The sequence below is a fragment of the Microbacterium sp. NPDC056044 genome, assembly GCF_042267145.1.
Taxonomy (GTDB): domain Bacteria; phylum Actinomycetota; class Actinomycetes; order Actinomycetales; family Microbacteriaceae; genus Microbacterium.
Genome location: NZ_JBHJWZ010000005.1, coordinates 325,744 through 343,511, shown reverse-complemented (window position 1 = coordinate 343,511; position 17,768 = coordinate 325,744). Strand labels below are relative to the sequence as shown.

Below are 17,768 nucleotides of genomic sequence, written 5' to 3'. Positions count from 1 at the left end.
CGCGCCGGTCACACGGTGCCGGTGACCTCCGCAGGCGCCGAACCGGTCGCGATCGGGCGGCCCGGCGTGTTCGACCACTGGCTCCACGAGCCCGGGTAGATCCTCAGCTCCAGCCCGGCGAGTTCGGCCGCGAACACGGCCTGCGCGGCCGTCACCCCCGACCCGCAGTACGCCGCGGCGGTGACGCCGTCGCCGACGCCGACCGTGGCGAACAGCGCGCGCAGGGTCGCAGCATCCCGGAACCGCTCCCCGTCCATGTACGCGCCGGTCGCAAGGTTCACGGCGCCCGGGATGTGTCCGGCGACCGCATCGATCGGCTCGACCTCGCCGCGGAAGCGCTCGGCGGCGCGCACATCGATGAGCACGCCCGACGCGGCGAGCGCGGCGGCGTCGTCGATGGACAGCACGTGTTCGGCGATCGGAGTGAGCGAGACCTCGCCGGGCTCAGGGGTGACGGGTCCGGACTCGAGCGGCAGGCCGGCGGTGACCCAGGCGGCGAGGCCGCCGTCGAGGATGCGCACGTCGGCGACGCCGGAGCGGGTCAAGAGCCACCACGCGCGCGACGCGCCGAGCGCGCGGTCGTCGTCGTAGACGACAACGGTGTCGCCGTCGTCGATGCCCCAGCGACGCGCGGCCGCCTGCAGGGATTCGCGCGGCGGGAGCGGGTGCCGCCCCTCGTCGGCGCGGCCGTGCTGCGACAGCTCGGTCTCCATGTCGACGTACACGGCGCCGGGCACGTGGCCCGCGAGGTGCTCGGCGCTGCCGTCGGGTCGGTCGAGGCGGTAGCGCACATCGAGCACGTGCACGGCGGCGGTCCGGAGGAGTTCGTCGAGTTCTGCGGGGGTGATGAGCTGCGCCACCCGACCATTCTCGCGTGCCCGCGCGCTACTGCCTCCTGACCGGCGCGGGACCGCCCCCGCAACAGTTCGACACACGAAGCACCGCCCGAGGCACCGCGGCTCGACAATGGTGGGCATGCCTGAACAGACTCGTCCTGCTGCCCCTCGCTCCTTCGCGACGGCGCAGGTGCAGGCCGGGTACGACTCCGGCATCGCCGAGAACACCGCTGTCCCGTCGATCCACCAGTCGAACGGCTTCGAGTTCCGCTCGCTCGCCGAGGCCCGCGACCTGTTCGCGCTCCGCAAGGACGGCAACATCTACAGCCGTGCGGCGAACCCGACGGTGCTCGTGTTCGAGCGCCGGGTGGCCGAGCTCGAGGGCGGCATCGCTGCGGCGGGCGTGGCCTCGGGCCAGGCTGCCGTCGCCGTCGCTCTGCTTGCTCTCGCGAAGCAGGGCGAGCACATCGTCGCCGCACGGCAGCTCTACGGCGGCACGATCGACCTGCTCCAGGACACCTTCGCGGACTGGGGCATCGAGGTGACGTTCGTCGACCAGGACGACCTCGACGCGTGGCGCGCCGCCGTCAGGCCGACCACTCGTGCGCTGTTCGCCGAGTCGATCTCGAACCCGATCGCGCAGGTGCTCGATCTCGGCGCCGTCGCCGCCGTCGCCAGGGAGGCCGGCGTGCCCCTGGTGATCGACAACACCGTGGCGACCCCCTACCTGCAGCGCGCGAAGGACTTCGGCGCCGACATCGTGGTGCACTCCGCGACTAAGTTCCTCGGCGGTCACGGCACGTCGCTCGGCGGCGTCGTCGTCGACCTCGGAACGTTCGACTTCACCGCAGAGCCGGCGCGCTGGCCGCAGCTGACCGAGACCTACCCGCGCGTGCCGGACGGCAGCCTCGTGGAACGCTTCGGCAAGACCGGCTCGCCGTACATCGCGCTGGTCAAGACCAAGTACGTGCACGACCTCGGCCCGTCGCTGTCGGCGTTCAACGCCTTCCAGCTGCTGCAGGGCCTCGAGACGCTCGACCTGCGCATGGAGCGCCACACCGCGAGCGCGCTCACCGTCGCCCGGTTCCTCGAGACCCACCCCGCCGTCTCGCGCGTGCACCACCCCGGTCTCGAGTCGAGCCCGTGGCACGGGCAGGCGCAGACCTACCTTCCCGACGGCGCGAGCTCGGTGTTCGCGTTCGACCTGCCCGCGACGGGCGACGGCGAGGCCGACTTCCGGCTCGTCGAGGAGTTCATCTCCCGCCTCCAGGTGATCCGCCTCGTGGCCAACATCGGCGACGCGCGCAGCCTCGTCGCCCATCCGTCGTCGATGACGCACAGCCACATGTCGCCGACGCAGCTCGCCGAGGCGCACATCGGCCCGACGACGGTGCGCCTGTCGATCGGCCTCGAGGACGCCCGCGACCTCGTCGACGACCTGGCCCGCGCGCTCGACCACATCACGCTGACCGCCGACCGCGGCGAGCTCGCACAGGCCGCGACGGGCTAGTCGTTCGGGCGTCGGCGCCGTCACGCCGCTAGCCTCGTGTCATGACCTCGCCCTCCTCCCCTCGATGGGGGATCCTCGGACCGGGCGGCATCGCCCGAGCCTTCACCAGCGACCTGCGCACCGCCGGGCTCGACGTCGCCGCCGTGGGTTCACGGCGCCGCGAGACCGCCGAGGCGTTCGCCGCCGACTTCGCCATCCCGCACGCCCACGGTTCATACGAGGAGCTCGTCGCCGACCCCAACGTCGACATCGTCTACATCGCCACGCCTCATCCGGTGCACGCCGAGAACGCGCTCCTCGCCCTCGAGGCGGGCAAGCACGTGCTGGTCGAGAAGGCGTTCACCCTGAACGCCGCCGAGGCCGCGGCGGTGCGCGATGCCGCCGCCGAGCGGGGCCTGCTGGCGATGGAGGCGATGTGGACGCGCTACCTCCCCCACATGGTCCGCATCCGCGAGCTCGTGGAGTCCGGAGCTCTCGGCGAGATCCGCGCCGTCACGGCCGACCACACGCAGCGGCTGCCCTCCGACCCGGCGCACCGCATCAACGCGCTCGAGCTGGGCGGCGGCGCACTCCTCGACCTCGGGATCTACCCGGTCTCGTTCGCGTGGGACATCCTCGGCGAGCCGCTCTCGATCGCCGCGGCCGCCCGCATCGGCGATGCCGGGTCCGACACCGAGGTCGCGACGATCATGACGCACGCGTCGGGCGCGCTGTCGACGTCGATCTCGACCTCCCGCGGCGCGGGGCCCAACACCGCGACGATCATCGGCACCGACGCCCGCATCGACATCGACAGCGTCTGGTACCAGGCGACGTCGTTCCGCCTCGTCGGACCCGACGGCACGGTCATCGAGGAGTACCGCTCCGACATCGACGGCCGTGGCATGCAGTACGAAGCGCTCGCGGCCGAGCGGTACCTCGCCGAGGGCCGCACCGACTCCGATGTGCTGCCCATCGACGAGACCGTCGCGATCATGGCCACGCTCGACGAGATCCGCGATCTCGTCGGTGTCCGCTACCCCGGTGAGGAATGACATGCCCGACCTGCTGAGCCCCCGCGTGGCGGTGTACCTCGACTTCGACAACATCGTGATGTCGTGGTACGACCGCGTGCACGGCAAGAACTCGTACTCCCGCGACCGGCAGAAGATCGCGACGGATGCTGCGGACCCCGAGATCGCCGAGCGCCTGGCGGCCGCGACGATCGATGTGGGCGCCATCATCGACTACGCGACGTCGTTCGGCACCCTGGTGCTCACGCGGGCGTACGCGGACTGGTCGGCCCCGGTGAACGCCGAGTACCGGTCGCAGCTCGTGGCCCGTGCCGTCGACCTGGTGCAGCTCTTCCCCGCCGCGGCGTATGCGAAGAACGGCGCCGACATCCGTCTCGCGGTCGATGCCGTCGAGGACATGTTCCGTCTCCCCGACCTGACCCACGTCGTCATCGTGGCGGGCGACTCCGACTATGTGCCGCTGGCCCAGCGCTGCCGCCGCCTCGGCCGCTTCGTCGTGGGCGTCGGCGTGGCCGGGTCGACCGCGAAGTCGCTCGCGGCGGCCTGCGACCAGTTCGACTCGTACGACGCGCTCCCGGGCGTCGCGGCGCCGCCGTCGGGCAAGAAGGACGCCGAGCCGCAGCGCGCAACCGGAAGCCGGCGCGCGAAGCGCGTCACCGTCGACCCCACCGAGTCCCTGCTCGAGCGCGCGCTGCGCCTGGAGAGCGACAAGGAGGGCGTCGAGTGGCAGCACGCCTCGGCGGTGAAGAGCCTCATCAAGCGGCTCGACCCGTCGTTCAGCGAGAAGGCGCTCGGCCACAAGAGCTTCTCGGAGTTCGTGAAGGCCCACCCCGGCGTCGCCGAGGTCGACGAGTCGGGCAACATCGTGCTGATCCGCCTCGCCGCCGACCGGCGCTGAGTCAGGCGGGGGCGACGCGGGCGGGAGCCACGCGACCGAGGAACTCGAGGAGTCCGGCGTTGAAGGCGTTCGGCTGTTCGATGTTCGCGGCGTGCCCGTCGCGGGCGATCACCGCCGACTCGCCGTGGGGCGCGAGCGCCGCAGCGGCCGAGGCGTGCGAGCTCGGCCAGAACTCGCTCTCGGCCCCCGCGACGAACAGCACCGGCACCTCGGTAGCCGCGATCGCTGAGCGCCAGTCCGCTCTGGCGTGGTCGTTCAGCAGCGCGAGCTCACCGGGCGTGAGTTCCCGTTCGGCGCCCTTCATCGCTCGCAGCAGTCGTACGAGGCGCATCCCCCGCCGCCACAGCGGTATGCCCTGCCCGGTGCCGGGGATGCCCTCGGCGAAGTAGGTGTCGATGTTGTCGGCGGCGTAGCCGTAGAAGCCGTGCAGCCAATCGGGCGTGTTGAGCATCTGGGGCGTCTGGTCGACGCTCACCACCGCGGCGACCCGGTCCGCTCCCTCCTGCGCGAGGTACGACCAGATCGTGCTGGCGCCCATCGACCCGCCGACGAGCACCGCCTCGCGCAGGTCGAGCGTCTCCACGACGTCGCGCACGTCGCGTCCCCGCCGGGCCATGTCGACTCCGGATGCCGGTCGCTCGGCGTTTCCGTGACCGCGAAGATCGACGGCGACCACGCGGTACCCGGCGCCGGTGAGTGCGGGCAGCTGATACTGCCAGCTGGTGGCCGCAGCCTTGAACCCGGCGAGCAGCACCAGCGGGCGCCCGGCGGGATCACCGGACTCTTCGTACTCCAGCCGGACGCCGTCGTCGGCGCGGATCGCGGCCATGTCACTCTCCGTTCGGGAACGCCTTGCCGGGGTTGAGGATCGTGTCCGGGTCGAGCGCGTCCTTGATCGCACGATGCAGGCGCAGCACCGCGGGGCTGAGCTCTGCCGCCGCGCCCGGAAGCTTGAGCAGCCCGACGCCGTGCTCACCGGTCACGGTGCCGCCGAGCGCCCGGCAGTCGTCGACGATGCGGTCGAACGCGATCTTCGCGCGGGCCTTGGCGTCGTCGTCACCCTCCGGCGCGATGATCAGCGGATGCAGGTTGCCGTCGCCCGCGTGGGCGATGTTGGCGATCACGACCCCGGCGTCCGCGGCGGCCGCCTCGATGCGCGCGAGCATCTCGGGAACGGCCCCGCGGGGCACGCACACGTCCTCGGTCAGCACGGGACCGAGTCGTTCGAGCGCCGGATACGCGAGGCGACGTGCCGTGAAGAGCCGGTCGACCTCGTCGGGGTCGGCCGCCCGCTCGACGCGGCTGCCGCCGGCGGTGCGGAACAGCTCCGCGATCGCCGCGGCGAGCTCTTCGCCGCGGGCACCGGCATCGTCGACCTTGGCCAGCAGGAGCGCTGACGCCTCTTCGGGCAGCTCCCAGCCCTGCCACTCGGCGACGGCGTGCAGGCACGTGCGGTCGATGAGCTCCAGCGCCGAGGGCACGATGCCGGCCTCGGTGACGGCGGCCACCGCGCGCCCGGCATCCGTCAGTGTGCGGAAGTAGCCGACCACCGCGCGCTCCTCGCGTCCGCCGAGCGGACGGAGCTTCAGCGTCACGTCGACGACGATCCCGAGCGTCCCCTCGGAGCCGACGAAGAGTCCCGCCAGGTCGTAGCCGGTGACGCCCTTCGCCGTGGTGCTCCCGAGCTGCGCCACACTCCCATCGGCGAGCACGACGGTCATGCCGAGCACGTAGTCGCGGGTCACGCCGTACTTGACGCAGCAGATGCCGCCGGCGTTCGTCGCGACGTTGCCGCCGATGGTCGAGATCGCCTGGCTCGCGGGGTCCGGCGGGTACCAGAGTCCCGCTCCGGCGACGTGGCGGCGCAGATCGTCGTTGAGCACGCCCGCCTCGACCACGGCGTACCGCTCCGCGACGTTCACCTCGACGATCCTCGTCATCCGCTCGAGAGAGAGGACGAGGCATCCGTCCGTCGCATTCGCTCCCCCGGAGAGGCCGGTGCCGGCGCCGCGCGGCACGATGGGCACGCGGTGCGCGGCTGCGATGCGCACTGCCGCGACGACATCGTCGAGGGATGACGCGAACACGACGGCGGCGGGCAGCCCGTAGTCCGCCCACTCGGCGTCGTCGTGGCTCAGTCGCTCGCGGGTCTCGTGGTCGCTGGCGACGGCGTGCGGGGGCAGGGCGGCGCGGAGCGCCTCGACGACGGTGTGCATGGCGTACCGATGCTAGTGCGTGCCTCGAGCGGGCGGTCCGCGACGCCACGTGATCCCACAGCCGACCTGGGAAATCAGGGGTGGGATACAGTGTGAGCGTGGCACGCCGTCAAGCCCCGCCGGGCTCGCAGACCTCGCTCCGCGAGGCCAATCGCGCGCGTGTCATCGAGTCGCTCAAGCGCCACGGCCGTCTCACCCAGATCGAGCTCGCCGGCAGCACGGGCCTCTCGCCCGCCACGGTGTCGAACATCGTCAAGGAGCTGACGGCGTCGGGCCTCCTGCACACGTCGTTCACGACGAGCAGCGGCCGCCGGGCGACCCTCGTGTCGCTCGCCCGTCGCCTCGGCCTCGTCGCCGGCGTCCACTACAGCTCGCGGCACCTGCACCTCGCGATCGCCGACACCGCGCGCACCATCGTGACCCAGTCGTCGCTGCCGCTCCCCCTCGACCACCGCCACGACTCCGAGCTCGACCGCCTCGCGCTGCTGCTGGGCGACATGATGGAGTCCCTCGGCGGTTCCATCGGCGACCTGCTCGGCGTCGGGCTCGCGCTTCCGGCGCCCATCGATCCGCGCACCGGCATGGTGTCGACGCCCGGCCTGCTGCGCGGCTGGGAGAACGTCGATGTCGCCGAGAGCCTCGCGATCCGCATCGGGCGCCCGGTGCACGTCGACAGCGAGGCGAACCTCGGCGGCCTCGCCGAGGCGCGCGAGGGCAACGGGCGCTCCGCGGCGTCCTCCGTGTTCATCCGCGTCGGGCACACCATCAGCGCCGGGCTCGTCGTGAACGGCGACCTGTTCCGCGGGGTCAACGGCAAAGCCGGCCAGATCGGCCACGTCACCCTCGACGAGAACGGGCCCATCTGCCGCTGCAGCAACCGCGGATGCCTCGAGACCTACGCCGGCGGCCCCGCGCTGCTGTCGCTCTTCCCGCCGAGCGAGGGCATGCACCGCCTCGGCGACCTGCTGCACGCCGCCGAACTCGGTGACGGCGCCGCACGCCGCGTGATCGCCGACGCCGGCCGCCACATCGGCATCGCCGCCGCGAGCCTCTGCAACCTCTTCGACCCGGAGCTCATCGTGGTCGGCGGCGAGCTCGGCCAGGCCGGCGAGATCCTCATGGCCCCGATGCGCCATTCGCTCGAGCGCACCGCGCTCGCCTCCGCCGACGGACTGCCCGAGATCGTCGGCGCCTCGTTCGGTGAGTGGGCAGAGACGCGCGGGGCCATCGCGATCGCCCTCGACCACGTCACGGTCGACGCCCAGCTTCCGACGGCGCCGTCGCTGCCCATCACCGCATAGGCTCGTCCGATGCCCCGTACGCGACTGGATCGGCCGCGACGGCGCCCGAGCGGGCGTCGCGCGGCGGCCGCAGCATCCACCGTCCTTCTCATGGCAGCGGTGCTGTCGGCCTGCACCGGCGCTCCTGCGCCGGGCGCCACCCCCTCGGACGACACGATCGCCCTGCTGCTGCCCGACGCGAAGACCGCGCGCTACGAGACGTTCGACCGGCCGATGTTCGAGGCCCGCGTCGCGGAGCTCGGCGAGTACGACGTCCTTTACGCGAACGCCGACCAGGACGCCGCGAAGCAGCAGCAGCAGGCCGAGTCGGCGCTCGCCGCCGGGGCCGGGGTGCTCGTGCTCGACCCGGTCGACGCCAATGCGGCCGTGAGCATCGTGAACTCGGCCAACGCGAAGGGCGTGCCCGTCATCTCCTACGACCGGCTCATCGCCGGCGGCGACCTGGCCTACTACATCTCGTTCGACAACGAGAAGGTCGGCGTGCTGCAAGCCGCCGCGTTCGTCGAGGGCGTCGATGCCGAGCACGAGGGCAGCGGCATCCTGATGGTCAACGGATCCCCCACCGACAGCAACGCCGCGCTGTTCAAGCAGGGCGCGCACAGCATCATCGACGACAGCGGCCTGCGGGTGCTGGCCGAGTACGACACTCCCGGCTGGAGCCCCGAGAAGGCGCAGGAGTGGGTGTCGGGCCAGATCGCGCAGCACGGCGGCGCCATCGCGGGCGTGTACGCCGCGAACGACGCGACCGCCGGCGGCGCGATCGCGGCGCTCCGGGTCGCGAACGTGCAGCCCCTCCCGATCGTGACGGGCCAGGATGCCGAGCTCTCGGCGATCCAGCGCATCCTGACCGGCGACCAGTACATGACCGTCTACAAGGCGATCAAGCCGCAGGCGGAGCTCGCGGCCGAGGTCGCGGTGAAGCTCCTGCACGGCGAGAAGGTCACGGCCCCGCTCGAGATCCAGGGGACGCCGGCCACACTGCTCGACCCGGTGGCGGTCACGATCGACGACATCATGGACACGGTCGTCGCCGACGGCTTCTGGACGGTCGAAGACATCTGCACCCCGGCGTACGCGGATGCGTGCGAAGCGGCGGGCATCGGGTAGGGTCCTGACTCTGACAGGGGTCGGCTGGGGATCGATGAGGACGAGGCGAGGATGTCGATGACGCACCCGCGGGCGGGACGCCCGCGCGAACGCGTGCTGACGATGCGCGGCATCGGCAAGCGCTTCGGCGCCGTCAAGGCCCTCACCGACGTCGACTTCTGGGTCAACGAGGGCGAGGTCGTCGCCCTCGTCGGTGACAACGGCGCCGGCAAGTCCACGCTCGTGAAGGTGCTGGCGGGCGTGCACCCGCCCGACAGCGGCTCGATCGAGTTCGACGGCGAGCCTGTCGGCATCGACTCCCCCGCCGACGCGCAGGAGCTCGGGATCGAGACGATCTTCCAGGACCTCGCCCTGTGCGACAACCTCGACGTGGTCGCGAACCTGTGGCTGGGCCGCGAGCTGCGCGACGGCGCGACCCTCGACGAGGTCGACATGGAGCAGCGCACCTGGACGCTGCTGCGCGAGCTCTCGGCGAAGATCCCCTCGGTGCGCGTGCCCGTCGCCTCCCTCTCGGGCGGCCAGCGCCAGACCGTCGCGATCGCCCGGTCGCTCATCGGCGAGCCGCGCGTCGTGATCCTCGACGAGCCGACCGCCGCCCTCGGCGTCGCGCAGACCGCAGAGGTGCTGAACCTCATCGAGCGCCTCCGCGAGCGCGGCCACGGCGTGATCCTCATCAGCCACAACATGGCCGACGTCCTGGCCGTCGCCGACCGCGTCGTCGTGCTGCGCCTCGGCCGCAACAACGGCGTCTACAACGTCGCCGACGTCACGAGCGAGACGCTCATCGCGGCCATCACCGGTGCCGTCGACCACTCGACTCTGCGGCGTGCGCCGGAGCGGATGGATGCTGCGCCCCCGCCGCCGTCCGCAGAGCCGGCGGCCGACGAGCCGCCGCTGGACGAGCACACCGCCGGCGGCACCGTCATCCGCATGCCCCGCGCCGGCTCGCGCCGCACCCCTCGTCCCCGCGGGGACGGGGCCCGATGAGCCGCCACGGCGACGAGCGCCTCGTCGAGTCCGCACCGCAGGAGCGGCTGCTCAGCGGCAGCGGCATCCGTCACGCCGTCGAGGCGTTCGCAGCGCGCGTGCGCGGCGGCGATCTGGGGGCGATCCCCGTCGTGCTCGGCATCGCGGTCATCTGGACCGTGTTCTCCCTCCTCAACCCGGTGTTCCTCTCGAGCGAGATCCTCGTCAACCTGACCATGCAGTGCGCTGCCGTCGGCACGATCGCGCTCGGCGTCGTGCTCGTGCTGCTGGTCGGCGAGATCGACCTCTCGGTCGGCTCGGTCTCGGGCCTCGCTGCCGCGGTGCTCGCCGTGACGTTCGTGCAGCTGCAGTGGAACCTCGTGCTGGCGCTCGTCGCGGCGATCGGCATCGGCTGCCTCGTGGGCCTGGTGTACGGGTACCTGTACACCCGCTTCGGGCTGCCGAGCTTCGTGATCACGCTCGCGGGGCTCCTGGGTTTCCTCGGGCTTCAGCTCTGGGTGCTCGGAGAGACCGGATCGATCGCGATCCCGTTCGACTCATGGCTCGTGCAGTTCGCGCAGCAGATGTTCCTCCCGGCGTGGGCGTCGTACGTCGTGGCCGTGCTCGCGGTGGCGGCCTACGCGTGGTCGCTCGTGCGGCGGGCGCGGCGGCGGGCCGCCGCGAGCCTCGTCAGCCAGAGCTACGGCGAGATCGCGCTCAGAAGCAGCGTGCTGCTCGTGTTCCTGCTCGTGGCGACGTGGTACCTCAACCTCGACCGGGGTGTCGGCGTCATGTTCCTGTTCTTCCTCGCGCTCGTCGTGGCGATGAACTTCGCGCTCACCCGCACCCGCTGGGGGCGCGCCGTCTACGCGGTCGGCGGGTCCGAAGAGGCCGCGCGTCGGGCGGGGATCCGGGTGGACCGCATCTACCTCTCCGTCTTCGTGATGTGCTCGACGCTCGCCGCCGTGGGCGGCATCCTCGCCGCCGCACGACTCGCGTCGGCCAATCAGAGCTCGGGCACCGGCGACGTCAACCTCAATGCGATCGCAGCGGCCGTCATCGGCGGCACGAGCCTGTTCGGCGGCCGCGGATCCGCGTTCTCGGCCCTCATCGGGATCGTGGTGATCCAATCGATCTCGTCGGGGCTGACGCTTCTGCGTCTCGACTCCTCGGTGCAGTTCATGGTCACCGGCGTCGTGCTCGTGCTCGCGGTGATCGTCGACTCGCTCTCGCGCCGCACACGCGCGGCGACCGGTCGCGCCTGAACGCGACACGTCGCCCGCTGGCTTCACTTGGCGAACACTCTCAGCGGGAGCACAGGTTCTCAACCCCCTCCGGCGATGCGGAAACGGGTGTTTTCGGGCCGTTCTGACGCATTCTGCACGGTAAACGCTCTCTAGCGATCTTCACCAACGCTGTGCACCAGCCCTTGCCCGTGGCGTTGCCAAAGCGTTATGTTCAAGACTTGACGATAAGAATCCGTGTCGTCGATGATCTCATCAGCGCGATGAACGCCAGGGACGATCCTGGGGACTCGCCCGCTTCAATGACGAAAGGCAAGAGATGAAGAAGTCTTCGATCCTCGCCGTGGCCGCCCTCGCGGGCGCCGCCGCGGTGATGCTGGCCGGCTGCTCCAGCGGCAGCGGCAACGGAGGTTCGACGGACGGCGGAGGCGATGCCGCCGCCGACCGTGCGTGTGTGATCCTCCCCGACGCCGAGTCCTCGAACCGCTGGGAGGACTTCGACCGCAAGTACCTGCAGGAGGGCCTCGAGGCCGCCGGCTTCACGACCGACATCCAGAACGCGCAGGGCGACGTCAACAAGTACTCGACCCTGGCGGACCAGCAGCTGACCAAGGGCTGCGGCGTCATGCTCCTCGTCGACTACCAAGGCGCAGCCGAGGGCGTCGCCGAGAAGGCCAAGGCCGAGGGCATCCCGGTCATCGCCTACGACCGTCCGTTCACGGGCGCCGACTACTACGTGTCGTTCGACAACAACGAGGTCGGCAAGCTCGAGGGTCAGACCGTCCTCGACGGCCTCAAGACCGCCGGCAAGGACCCGGCGACCGCGGTCGTCGTGTACATGGGCGGCGACCCGACCGACGGCAACGCCAAGATGTTCCATGACGGCGCCGTCGAGGTCATGGAGGCTGCGGGCATCAAGGCCGCGGCGGAGCCTCCGGGGGTCTGGGACCAGGAGAAGTCGGCGACCAACTTCGAGCAGGCGCTGACCTCGCTCGGCGGCAAGGTCGACGGCGTCTGGTCGGCGAATGACGCGAACGCGGCGGGCGTCATCTCGATCCTGCAGAAGAACAACCTGACCGGCGTCGCGCTGTCGGGCCAGGACGCACAGGTCGGCGCCCTGCAGTACATCCTCCAGGGCTGGCAGACCGCCACGGTCTACAAGCCCGTCAAGGATGAGGCCACCGCCGCCGTCGACACCGCCGTCGCCCTGCTCAAGGGCGAGAAGCCGACGGCACAGGCCAAGCTCGATGACGGCACGCCGTACATCCAGGTGACGCCCAAGCTCGTCGGACCCGAGCAGGTCAAGGACGTCATCGCCGCGGGTGACGCCTCGTACGACGACGTGTGCACGGCCGACGTGATGGCCGCCTGCGAGCAGTACGGAATCACCAAGTAACTCCGTCGCCGCAGCGGGGGCGTCGCGTCGACAGGCGCGACGCCCTCGCCGCACACCAGGGGCGATCGGCCCCACGCGGTACACGCAAGGAAGCGAGCATGTCAGACACCATCACCACTCCCGCCGTCGCCGTCGGCGCAGAGCCCATCATCGAGCTGGTCGGCGTGAAGAAGTCGTTCGGCCCGGTCAGCGTCCTCAAGGGCGTCGACCTCAAAGTCCACCCCGGCAAGGTGACCGCCCTCGTGGGCGACAACGGCGCCGGCAAGTCCACCCTCATCAAGGGCCTCGCCGGAGTGCAGCCCTACGACGAGGGTGAAGTCCTCATCGACGGCCAGCACCGCGACCTGCACGCGCCTCGTGACGCCTCCGGTCTCGGCATCGAGGTCGTCTACCAGGACCTCGCGCTGTGCGACAACCTCGACATCGTGCAGAACATGTTCCTCGGCCGCGAGGAGCTCTCGTACGGCACGTTCGACGAGGGCCGTATGGAGAAAGAGGCCTCCGACACGCTGCGCTCGCTCTCGGTGCGCACCGTGAAGTCGGTGCGTCAGAAGGTCTCCAGCCTCTCCGGCGGCCAGCGGCAGACGGTGGCGATCGCGCGCGCCGTGCTCAAGAAGGCGCGCGTCGTGATCCTCGACGAGCCGACCGCGGCGCTCGGCGTCGCGCAGACCGAGCAGGTGCTCAACCTCGTCAAGCGGCTGTCGGAGCAGGGCGTCGCCGTGATCCTCATCAGCCACAACCTCGCGGACGTGTTCGAAGTCGCCGACGACATCGCCGTCCTGTACCTCGGCCAGATGGTCGCGCAGATCCCGACGTCCTCGACAACCCGTGACGACGTGGTCGGCTACATCACCGGCACCAAGACACCGAGTGGCGTGAACCTCATCGACACGTCCACCCTGCGCACCGAGGGAGCAGCGGAATGACCAGCAGCGTGACCCGGACGGAAGCCGGGCCCGACCCCATGGCCGGAGACATGATCGGCAGCGGCGTCGAAGGCGGCGTCGGCGACCAGGTGCGCGGCTGGTGGCAGCGCGTGCGCGGTGGCGACATGGGCGCTCTGCCCGCGATCGGCGGCCTCGTCGTGCTGACCGTGCTGTTCGCGATCCTGAGCCCGTACTTCCTCACCGAGCGCAACTTCGCGAATCTGCTCAACCAGGCCGCTCCCCTCGTGATGCTCGGCATGGCGCTCGTGTTCGTGCTCCTGCTCGGCGAGATCGACCTGTCGGCGGGCGTCACCGGCGGTGTGGCAATGGCGGTCTTCGTCGTCCTCGCCGTCACCTTCCACGTTCCGTGGCCGCTCGCGCTCCTGGTGGGGTTCGGCGTCGGCTTCGCGACCGGTGCCCTGATCGGCTTCTTCGTCGCGCGGGTGGGCATCCCCTCGTTCGTCGTGACGCTGGGTCTGTTCCTCGGCTATCAGGGCCTCGCGCTCCTCATCATCGGCGACGGCGGCCTCTACCGCGTGCAGGTGCCGGAGCTCGTCGCGCTGCAGAACGGCAACCTCCCGGTATGGGGCGGCTGGGTGATGCTCGCCGTCATCCTCGCGGTCTCGGCGGCGACGTCGTTCTGGGACCGCGTGCGCCGCACGCAGGCGGGTGTCGCGAATCGGCCGATTTCGCTGGTGTGGATCAAGCTCGGTGTCATCGCGGTCATCGGCGGGGCGTTCGTCTACATGCTGAACCAGAACCGCGGTGGCGCGCTCCACGCCGTCGAGGGTGTTCCGATGATCGTGCCCGTCGTGCTCGTGATCCTGTGGATCGGGACGTTCGTGCTCGACCGCACGAAGTTCGGACGCTACATCTACGCGACCGGCGGCAACGCCGAGGCGGCCCGCCGGTCGGGCGTCAAGGTGCGCTGGGTGAAGTGGTGGGCGTTCGTCATCTGTTCGGTGCTCGCCGTGGTGTCGGCCCTGTTCAGCGTCGCACGCGTCGGCACTGTCGACGCGACGGTCGGTCGTGACATCGTGCTGTCCGGTGTCGCCGCAGCAGTCGTCGGCGGCGTCAGCCTCTTCGGCGGGCGCGGTCGTCTGATGCACGCGGCGATCGGTGCGCTCGTGATCGCCGTGATCACGAACGGCCTGGGCCTGCTGAACCTGCCCGCCGGCATCAACCTGCTGGTGACGGGCGGCGTGCTGATCCTCGCCGCGACGGTGGACGCCCTGTCGCGTCTGCGTTCCGGCGGCGGCAGGATGTAGCGACCTCGCGCAGCGAGAAGGCGCCGGGCGGAAGCATCCGTCCGGCGCCTTCGTGTGCGTCAGCTCCGTGGCGATCGCTGGGCGATGACCTCGTCGACCCACGCCGGCACGAGCTCGCTCGCGAGGCCGGCCCGCGCCTCATCGAACGGCACTGCGGGGTCGCTGGGCTCGAGGTTCAGCTCGACGGTCCGCGCCCCGAACGCGGCCGCCAGTGCGACGTATCCCGCGGCCGGATACACCTCCCCCGACGTGCCGATCGAGACGAACACGTCGCACGCGACGACGGCCTGCTCGATGCGATCGAGCTCGTACGGCATCTCGCCGAACCAGACCACGTCGGGGCGCAGCATCCGTTCTCCGCATTCCGGGCACGGCGGGTGGTCGATGAGGTCGGTATCCCACGCGGGGCGGGAGCCGCACGCGAGGCAGAGCGCGCGGCGCAGCTCGCCGTGCATGTGGACGAGGTTGCGACTCCCGGCGCGTTCGTGCAGGTCGTCGACGTTCTGCGTGACCACGAGGAGGTCGTCGCCGATCGCGCCGTCGAGGCGCGCGAGGGCGCGGTGCGCGGCGTTCGGAACCACCGATGCCACGGCCCGGCGCCGCGCGTCATAGAACGCCTGCACGGTGTCGGGGTCGCGCTCGAATCCCTCCGGCGTCGCGACGTCTTCGATGGCGTGCCCTTCCCAGAGCCCGTCAGCGCCGCGGAACGTGGGAACGCCGCTCTCGGCCGAGATGCCCGCGCCGGTCAGCACGACGATGCGGTTCATCGCGCGGTGCCGGGCGCGACGTGCGAAAGCACCCGCTCCCAGACGTCGCCCAGGACGAGCCGCGTCTCGAGCTCATCCGTCCTCGGCACCATCTCGACGCGGGCCGACGGCAGGTGCTTCTTGAACCACTGCGCCGCCCCAGACGGAGCGGTCGGATCGGCCTGGCCGTTCATCAGGAGTGTCTTGGCCGCGATGCGATCGAGGGTCTCGGCGACCTCGCTCGCGCCGAGCTCGGACTCGGGTCGGGGGACGGCGACGAGCGCCAGCCTGTCGACGCCCTCGCCGAGATGGGCCGCGACCAGGATCGCGAGCTCGCCCGCCTCGCCGACTCCCACCAGACCCACCGGGCGCCCGTGCGACTCCTCAGCGATGAACCGCGCGATGACGCTCGCGGTCGCCTCTGCAGGGGTCGCGCCGCGGTACGCGGCAGGGTCGTCGATGTCGTCGACGGTGAGCCCCACCGCGACGATCCTCGCGTCACGCCGTGCGGTGGCATCGGGGCGTGGATCCGACAGGGTCGAGACGCCCGAACGCAGCAGCACGACCGTGCGCTCCGCCCCGGGCGCCCCGAAGCTGCGGTTCTCGTACGAGGCGTCGGGCGCGGGTCCCTTGGTCATGTCGAAATCCTACGTTCGGCTCGCGGCGGGCGTGCGGCGCCCGCTCGTCCGGCATCGGTGAGACGACAAACGACCGCCGAGACCGCGGGTCGTCCCCAAGGTCTCGGCGGCCGAACTGTCCTCGCGCCAGCGAGCGCGCGTCAGGCCATCAGCGGGATGGCGCCGACCAGCACGCCGACCGCGAGCATCGCGAGCGACACGATCGTGGCGCGCCACAGCACCTTCTTGTGGTGGTCGCCGAGGTTCACGCTGGCGAGCGACACCAGGAGGAGGATCGCCGGCACCAGCGGGCTCTGCAGGTGCACCGGTTGGCCGGTGATCGAGGCCCGCGCCATCTCGACCGGGGCGATCCCGAAGTGCTCGGCACTCTGCGCGAGCACCGGCAGGATGCCGTAGTAGAACGCGTCGTTCGACATGAAGAACGTGAACGGGATCGACAGGATGCCGGTGATCACGGCGAGGAACGGGCCGAGCGAGGCCGGGATCACGGTCGTGATCCAGGTGGCCATGGCATCGACCATGCCCGTGCCGTTCAGCACGCCGACCAGCACGCCCGCGGCCAGCACCATCGACACCACGCCGACGATGCTCGGGGCGTGCGCGACGATCTCATCGGCCTGGCTCTTGAGCTTTCGGAAGTTGACGACCAGCGCGATCGCGGCGCCGACCATGAAGACGTACGCGAGCGGGAAGATGTCGAGCACCAGCAGCACCATCACCACGATCGTGAGCGCCAGGTTGAACCAGATGAGCTTCGGTCGCAGCGTCGCGCGGTTCGGGTCGAGCATGGTGTCGGCCATCGCGGTGTCTTCACGGTCCACCACCGCGGTCGCCGCGGGCACGCCGCCGCGACCGCCGGCGAGGGTGACGATGTTGCCGGTGCGCAGCGTTGCACGCGCTCCCGGCTTCATGTCGGCGCCGCGGAAGATCCGGGGGCCGGCGAGCGAGCCGCCGTCGCCGAGGCGCGAGGCGTCGATGCTGCCGATGCGCTTGCGCTCCGAGAGGCCGAGGAACCACGAGAACGTCAGCGCGATGACCAGGCCGGCCGCGAGGGACGGCAGCATCGGCACGAAGATGTCGGTCGGCTGCAGGCCCAGCGCGGTCGCGGCGCGCACGGTCGGCCCGCCCCACGGCACGATGTTGAGCGTGCCGTTCATGAGGCCCGCCACGCACGTGAGCACGACCGGGCTCATGCCCAGGCGGAGGTAGATCGGCAGCATCGCGGAGGTGGTGATGATGAACGTCGTGGACCCGTCGCCGTCGAGCGACACCGCTCCCGCGAGGATCGCCGTGCCGAGCACGACCTTCGCCGGGTCGTCGCCCAGCAGTCGCGTGATCGCCCGGATGAGCGGGTCGAACAGCCCGACGTCGATCATGATGCCGAAGTACATGATCGCGAACATGAGGAGCGCCGCCGTCGGGGCCATGCTGCCGATGGCGTCGATGATCATGTCGCCGAGCCCGAGCCCCGCGCCGGCGAACAGGCCGAAAACGGTCGGCACGAGGATCAGCGCGACCATCGGCGTCAACCGCCGCGTCATGATGAGCGCCATGAAGACGAGCACCATGGTGAACCCGAGGGCGACCAGCACCCATTCGGGCGGGACGAAGGCCGTCGCGTAGCCTTCGTCGGCCTCGGCGGCCTGCAGGAGGAACGGTGCTGCCGCGTTCATGTCGACTCCTTCGTCGTGGGGTGCGTCAGG

At 70.9% G+C, this 17,768-nt stretch carries 16 protein-coding genes; 10 read left to right on the top strand and 6 right to left on the bottom strand.

Going from position 1 to position 17,768, the window contains the following annotated elements; genetic code table 11:
* Positions 1–8: 8 nt before the first annotated feature.
* On the bottom strand, positions 9–860 hold the full coding sequence (locus ACFC1I_RS16395) for a sulfurtransferase (protein WP_376011661.1): 852 nt from the start codon (positions 858–860) through the stop codon (positions 9–11).
* 115 nt (positions 861–975) lie between these two features.
* Between ACFC1I_RS16395 and ACFC1I_RS16390 the strand changes: the two genes are divergently transcribed.
* From ACFC1I_RS16390 to ACFC1I_RS16380, 3 genes are read left to right on the top strand one after another with little or no spacing between them, the layout of a single operon-like run.
* Positions 976–2,346 carry an O-acetylhomoserine aminocarboxypropyltransferase/cysteine synthase family protein gene (locus ACFC1I_RS16390; protein ID WP_376011658.1) on the top strand — a complete coding sequence of 457 codons (1,371 nt, stop codon included), beginning with the start codon at positions 976–978 and terminating at the stop codon, positions 2,344–2,346.
* 41 nt (positions 2,347–2,387) lie between these two features.
* Complete coding sequence (locus ACFC1I_RS16385; protein WP_376011655.1) at positions 2,388–3,380, top strand: Gfo/Idh/MocA family protein; 993 nt, start codon at positions 2,388–2,390, stop codon at positions 3,378–3,380.
* Between the two features lies 1 nt (position 3,381).
* The gene (locus tag ACFC1I_RS16380) at positions 3,382–4,257 is read left to right on the top strand and encodes an NYN domain-containing protein (protein ID WP_376011652.1); all 876 of its coding nucleotides are present in this window, start codon (positions 3,382–3,384) and stop codon (positions 4,255–4,257) included.
* 1 nt (position 4,258) lies between these two features.
* On the opposite strand, the gene ACFC1I_RS16375 is transcribed toward ACFC1I_RS16380, so the two are convergent.
* Both ACFC1I_RS16375 and ACFC1I_RS16370 read right to left on the bottom strand, forming a co-directional pair.
* On the bottom strand, positions 4,259–5,086 hold the full coding sequence (locus ACFC1I_RS16375; RefSeq protein ID WP_376011649.1) for an alpha/beta fold hydrolase: 828 nt from the start codon (positions 5,084–5,086) through the stop codon (positions 4,259–4,261).
* Between the two features lies 1 nt (position 5,087).
* Positions 5,088–6,473 carry an FAD-binding oxidoreductase gene (locus ACFC1I_RS16370; protein WP_376011646.1) on the bottom strand — a complete coding sequence of 462 codons (1,386 nt, stop codon included), beginning with the start codon at positions 6,471–6,473 and terminating at the stop codon, positions 5,088–5,090.
* Positions 6,474–6,571: 98 nt separating this feature from the next.
* Here ACFC1I_RS16370 and ACFC1I_RS16365 point away from each other — a divergent pair, with 98 nt between their 5' ends.
* The 7 genes from ACFC1I_RS16365 to ACFC1I_RS16335 all read left to right on the top strand — a co-directional run bounded on the left by ACFC1I_RS16365 (position 6,572) and on the right by ACFC1I_RS16335 (position 14,681).
* Positions 6,572–7,774, top strand: coding sequence for an ROK family transcriptional regulator (locus ACFC1I_RS16365; protein WP_376011643.1), 1,203 nt, complete (start codon positions 6,572–6,574; stop codon positions 7,772–7,774).
* Positions 7,775–7,783: 9 nt separating this feature from the next.
* Positions 7,784–8,881, top strand: coding sequence for a sugar ABC transporter substrate-binding protein (locus ACFC1I_RS16360; protein WP_376011641.1), 1,098 nt, complete (start codon positions 7,784–7,786; stop codon positions 8,879–8,881).
* A gap of 51 nt (positions 8,882–8,932) precedes the next feature.
* Positions 8,933–9,868: an ATP-binding cassette domain-containing protein gene (locus ACFC1I_RS16355; RefSeq protein WP_376011638.1), complete on the top strand. Its 936-nt coding sequence runs from the start codon at positions 8,933–8,935 to the stop codon at positions 9,866–9,868.
* A complete protein-coding gene (locus ACFC1I_RS16350) occupies positions 9,865–11,112 on the top strand; it encodes a sugar ABC transporter permease (protein WP_376011635.1) in 1,248 nt (415 codons plus the stop codon). The genes ACFC1I_RS16355 and ACFC1I_RS16350 overlap by 4 nt, the downstream gene beginning before the upstream one ends.
* A gap of 298 nt (positions 11,113–11,410) precedes the next feature.
* Positions 11,411–12,487, top strand: a complete 1,077-nt coding sequence (locus tag ACFC1I_RS16345; RefSeq protein ID WP_376011633.1) for a sugar ABC transporter substrate-binding protein — start codon at positions 11,411–11,413, stop codon at positions 12,485–12,487.
* Between the two features lie 98 nt (positions 12,488–12,585).
* Positions 12,586–13,413 carry an ATP-binding cassette domain-containing protein gene (locus ACFC1I_RS16340; protein ID WP_376011630.1) on the top strand — a complete coding sequence of 276 codons (828 nt, stop codon included), beginning with the start codon at positions 12,586–12,588 and terminating at the stop codon, positions 13,411–13,413.
* Positions 13,410–14,681, top strand: a complete 1,272-nt coding sequence (locus ACFC1I_RS16335) for a sugar ABC transporter permease (RefSeq protein ID WP_376011628.1) — start codon at positions 13,410–13,412, stop codon at positions 14,679–14,681. Before ACFC1I_RS16340 ends, ACFC1I_RS16335 begins: the two co-directional genes overlap by 4 nt.
* Positions 14,682–14,740: 59 nt before the next feature.
* On the opposite strand, the gene ACFC1I_RS16330 is transcribed toward ACFC1I_RS16335, so the two are convergent.
* The 3 genes from ACFC1I_RS16330 to ACFC1I_RS16320 all read right to left on the bottom strand — a co-directional run bounded on the left by ACFC1I_RS16330 (position 14,741) and on the right by ACFC1I_RS16320 (position 17,738).
* Complete coding sequence (locus ACFC1I_RS16330; RefSeq protein ID WP_376011625.1) at positions 14,741–15,448, bottom strand: NAD-dependent deacylase; 708 nt, start codon at positions 15,446–15,448, stop codon at positions 14,741–14,743.
* Entirely contained in the window at positions 15,445–16,065 is a 621-nt protein-coding gene (locus ACFC1I_RS16325; protein ID WP_376011622.1) for an alpha/beta fold hydrolase, read from the bottom strand. The genes ACFC1I_RS16330 and ACFC1I_RS16325 overlap by 4 nt, the downstream gene beginning before the upstream one ends.
* A gap of 140 nt (positions 16,066–16,205) precedes the next feature.
* Entirely contained in the window at positions 16,206–17,738 is a 1,533-nt protein-coding gene (locus tag ACFC1I_RS16320; RefSeq protein ID WP_376011619.1) for a CitMHS family transporter, read from the bottom strand.
* Positions 17,739–17,768: the final 30 nt, after the last annotated feature.

Coding starts and splice junctions, on each gene's coding strand:
- ACFC1I_RS16325 (WP_376011622.1), bottom strand. CDS start 16,065: ATGACCAAGGGACCCGCGCCCGACGCCTCGTACGAGAACCGCAGCTTC.
- ACFC1I_RS16345 (WP_376011633.1), top strand. CDS start 11,411: ATGAAGAAGTCTTCGATCCTCGCCGTGGCCGCCCTCGCGGGCGCCGCC.
- ACFC1I_RS16380 (WP_376011652.1), top strand. CDS start 3,382: ATGCCCGACCTGCTGAGCCCCCGCGTGGCGGTGTACCTCGACTTCGAC.
- ACFC1I_RS16385 (WP_376011655.1), top strand. CDS start 2,388: ATGACCTCGCCCTCCTCCCCTCGATGGGGGATCCTCGGACCGGGCGGC.
- ACFC1I_RS16335 (WP_376011628.1), top strand. CDS start 13,410: ATGACCAGCAGCGTGACCCGGACGGAAGCCGGGCCCGACCCCATGGCC.
- ACFC1I_RS16360 (WP_376011641.1), top strand. CDS start 7,784: ATGCCCCGTACGCGACTGGATCGGCCGCGACGGCGCCCGAGCGGGCGT.
- ACFC1I_RS16390 (WP_376011658.1), top strand. CDS start 976: ATGCCTGAACAGACTCGTCCTGCTGCCCCTCGCTCCTTCGCGACGGCG.
- ACFC1I_RS16370 (WP_376011646.1), bottom strand. CDS start 6,473: ATGCACACCGTCGTCGAGGCGCTCCGCGCCGCCCTGCCCCCGCACGCC.
- ACFC1I_RS16375 (WP_376011649.1), bottom strand. CDS start 5,086: ATGGCCGCGATCCGCGCCGACGACGGCGTCCGGCTGGAGTACGAAGAG.
- ACFC1I_RS16330 (WP_376011625.1), bottom strand. CDS start 15,448: ATGAACCGCATCGTCGTGCTGACCGGCGCGGGCATCTCGGCCGAGAGC.
- ACFC1I_RS16355 (WP_376011638.1), top strand. CDS start 8,933: ATGTCGATGACGCACCCGCGGGCGGGACGCCCGCGCGAACGCGTGCTG.
- ACFC1I_RS16350 (WP_376011635.1), top strand. CDS start 9,865: ATGAGCCGCCACGGCGACGAGCGCCTCGTCGAGTCCGCACCGCAGGAG.
- ACFC1I_RS16320 (WP_376011619.1), bottom strand. CDS start 17,738: ATGAACGCGGCAGCACCGTTCCTCCTGCAGGCCGCCGAGGCCGACGAA.
- ACFC1I_RS16340 (WP_376011630.1), top strand. CDS start 12,586: ATGTCAGACACCATCACCACTCCCGCCGTCGCCGTCGGCGCAGAGCCC.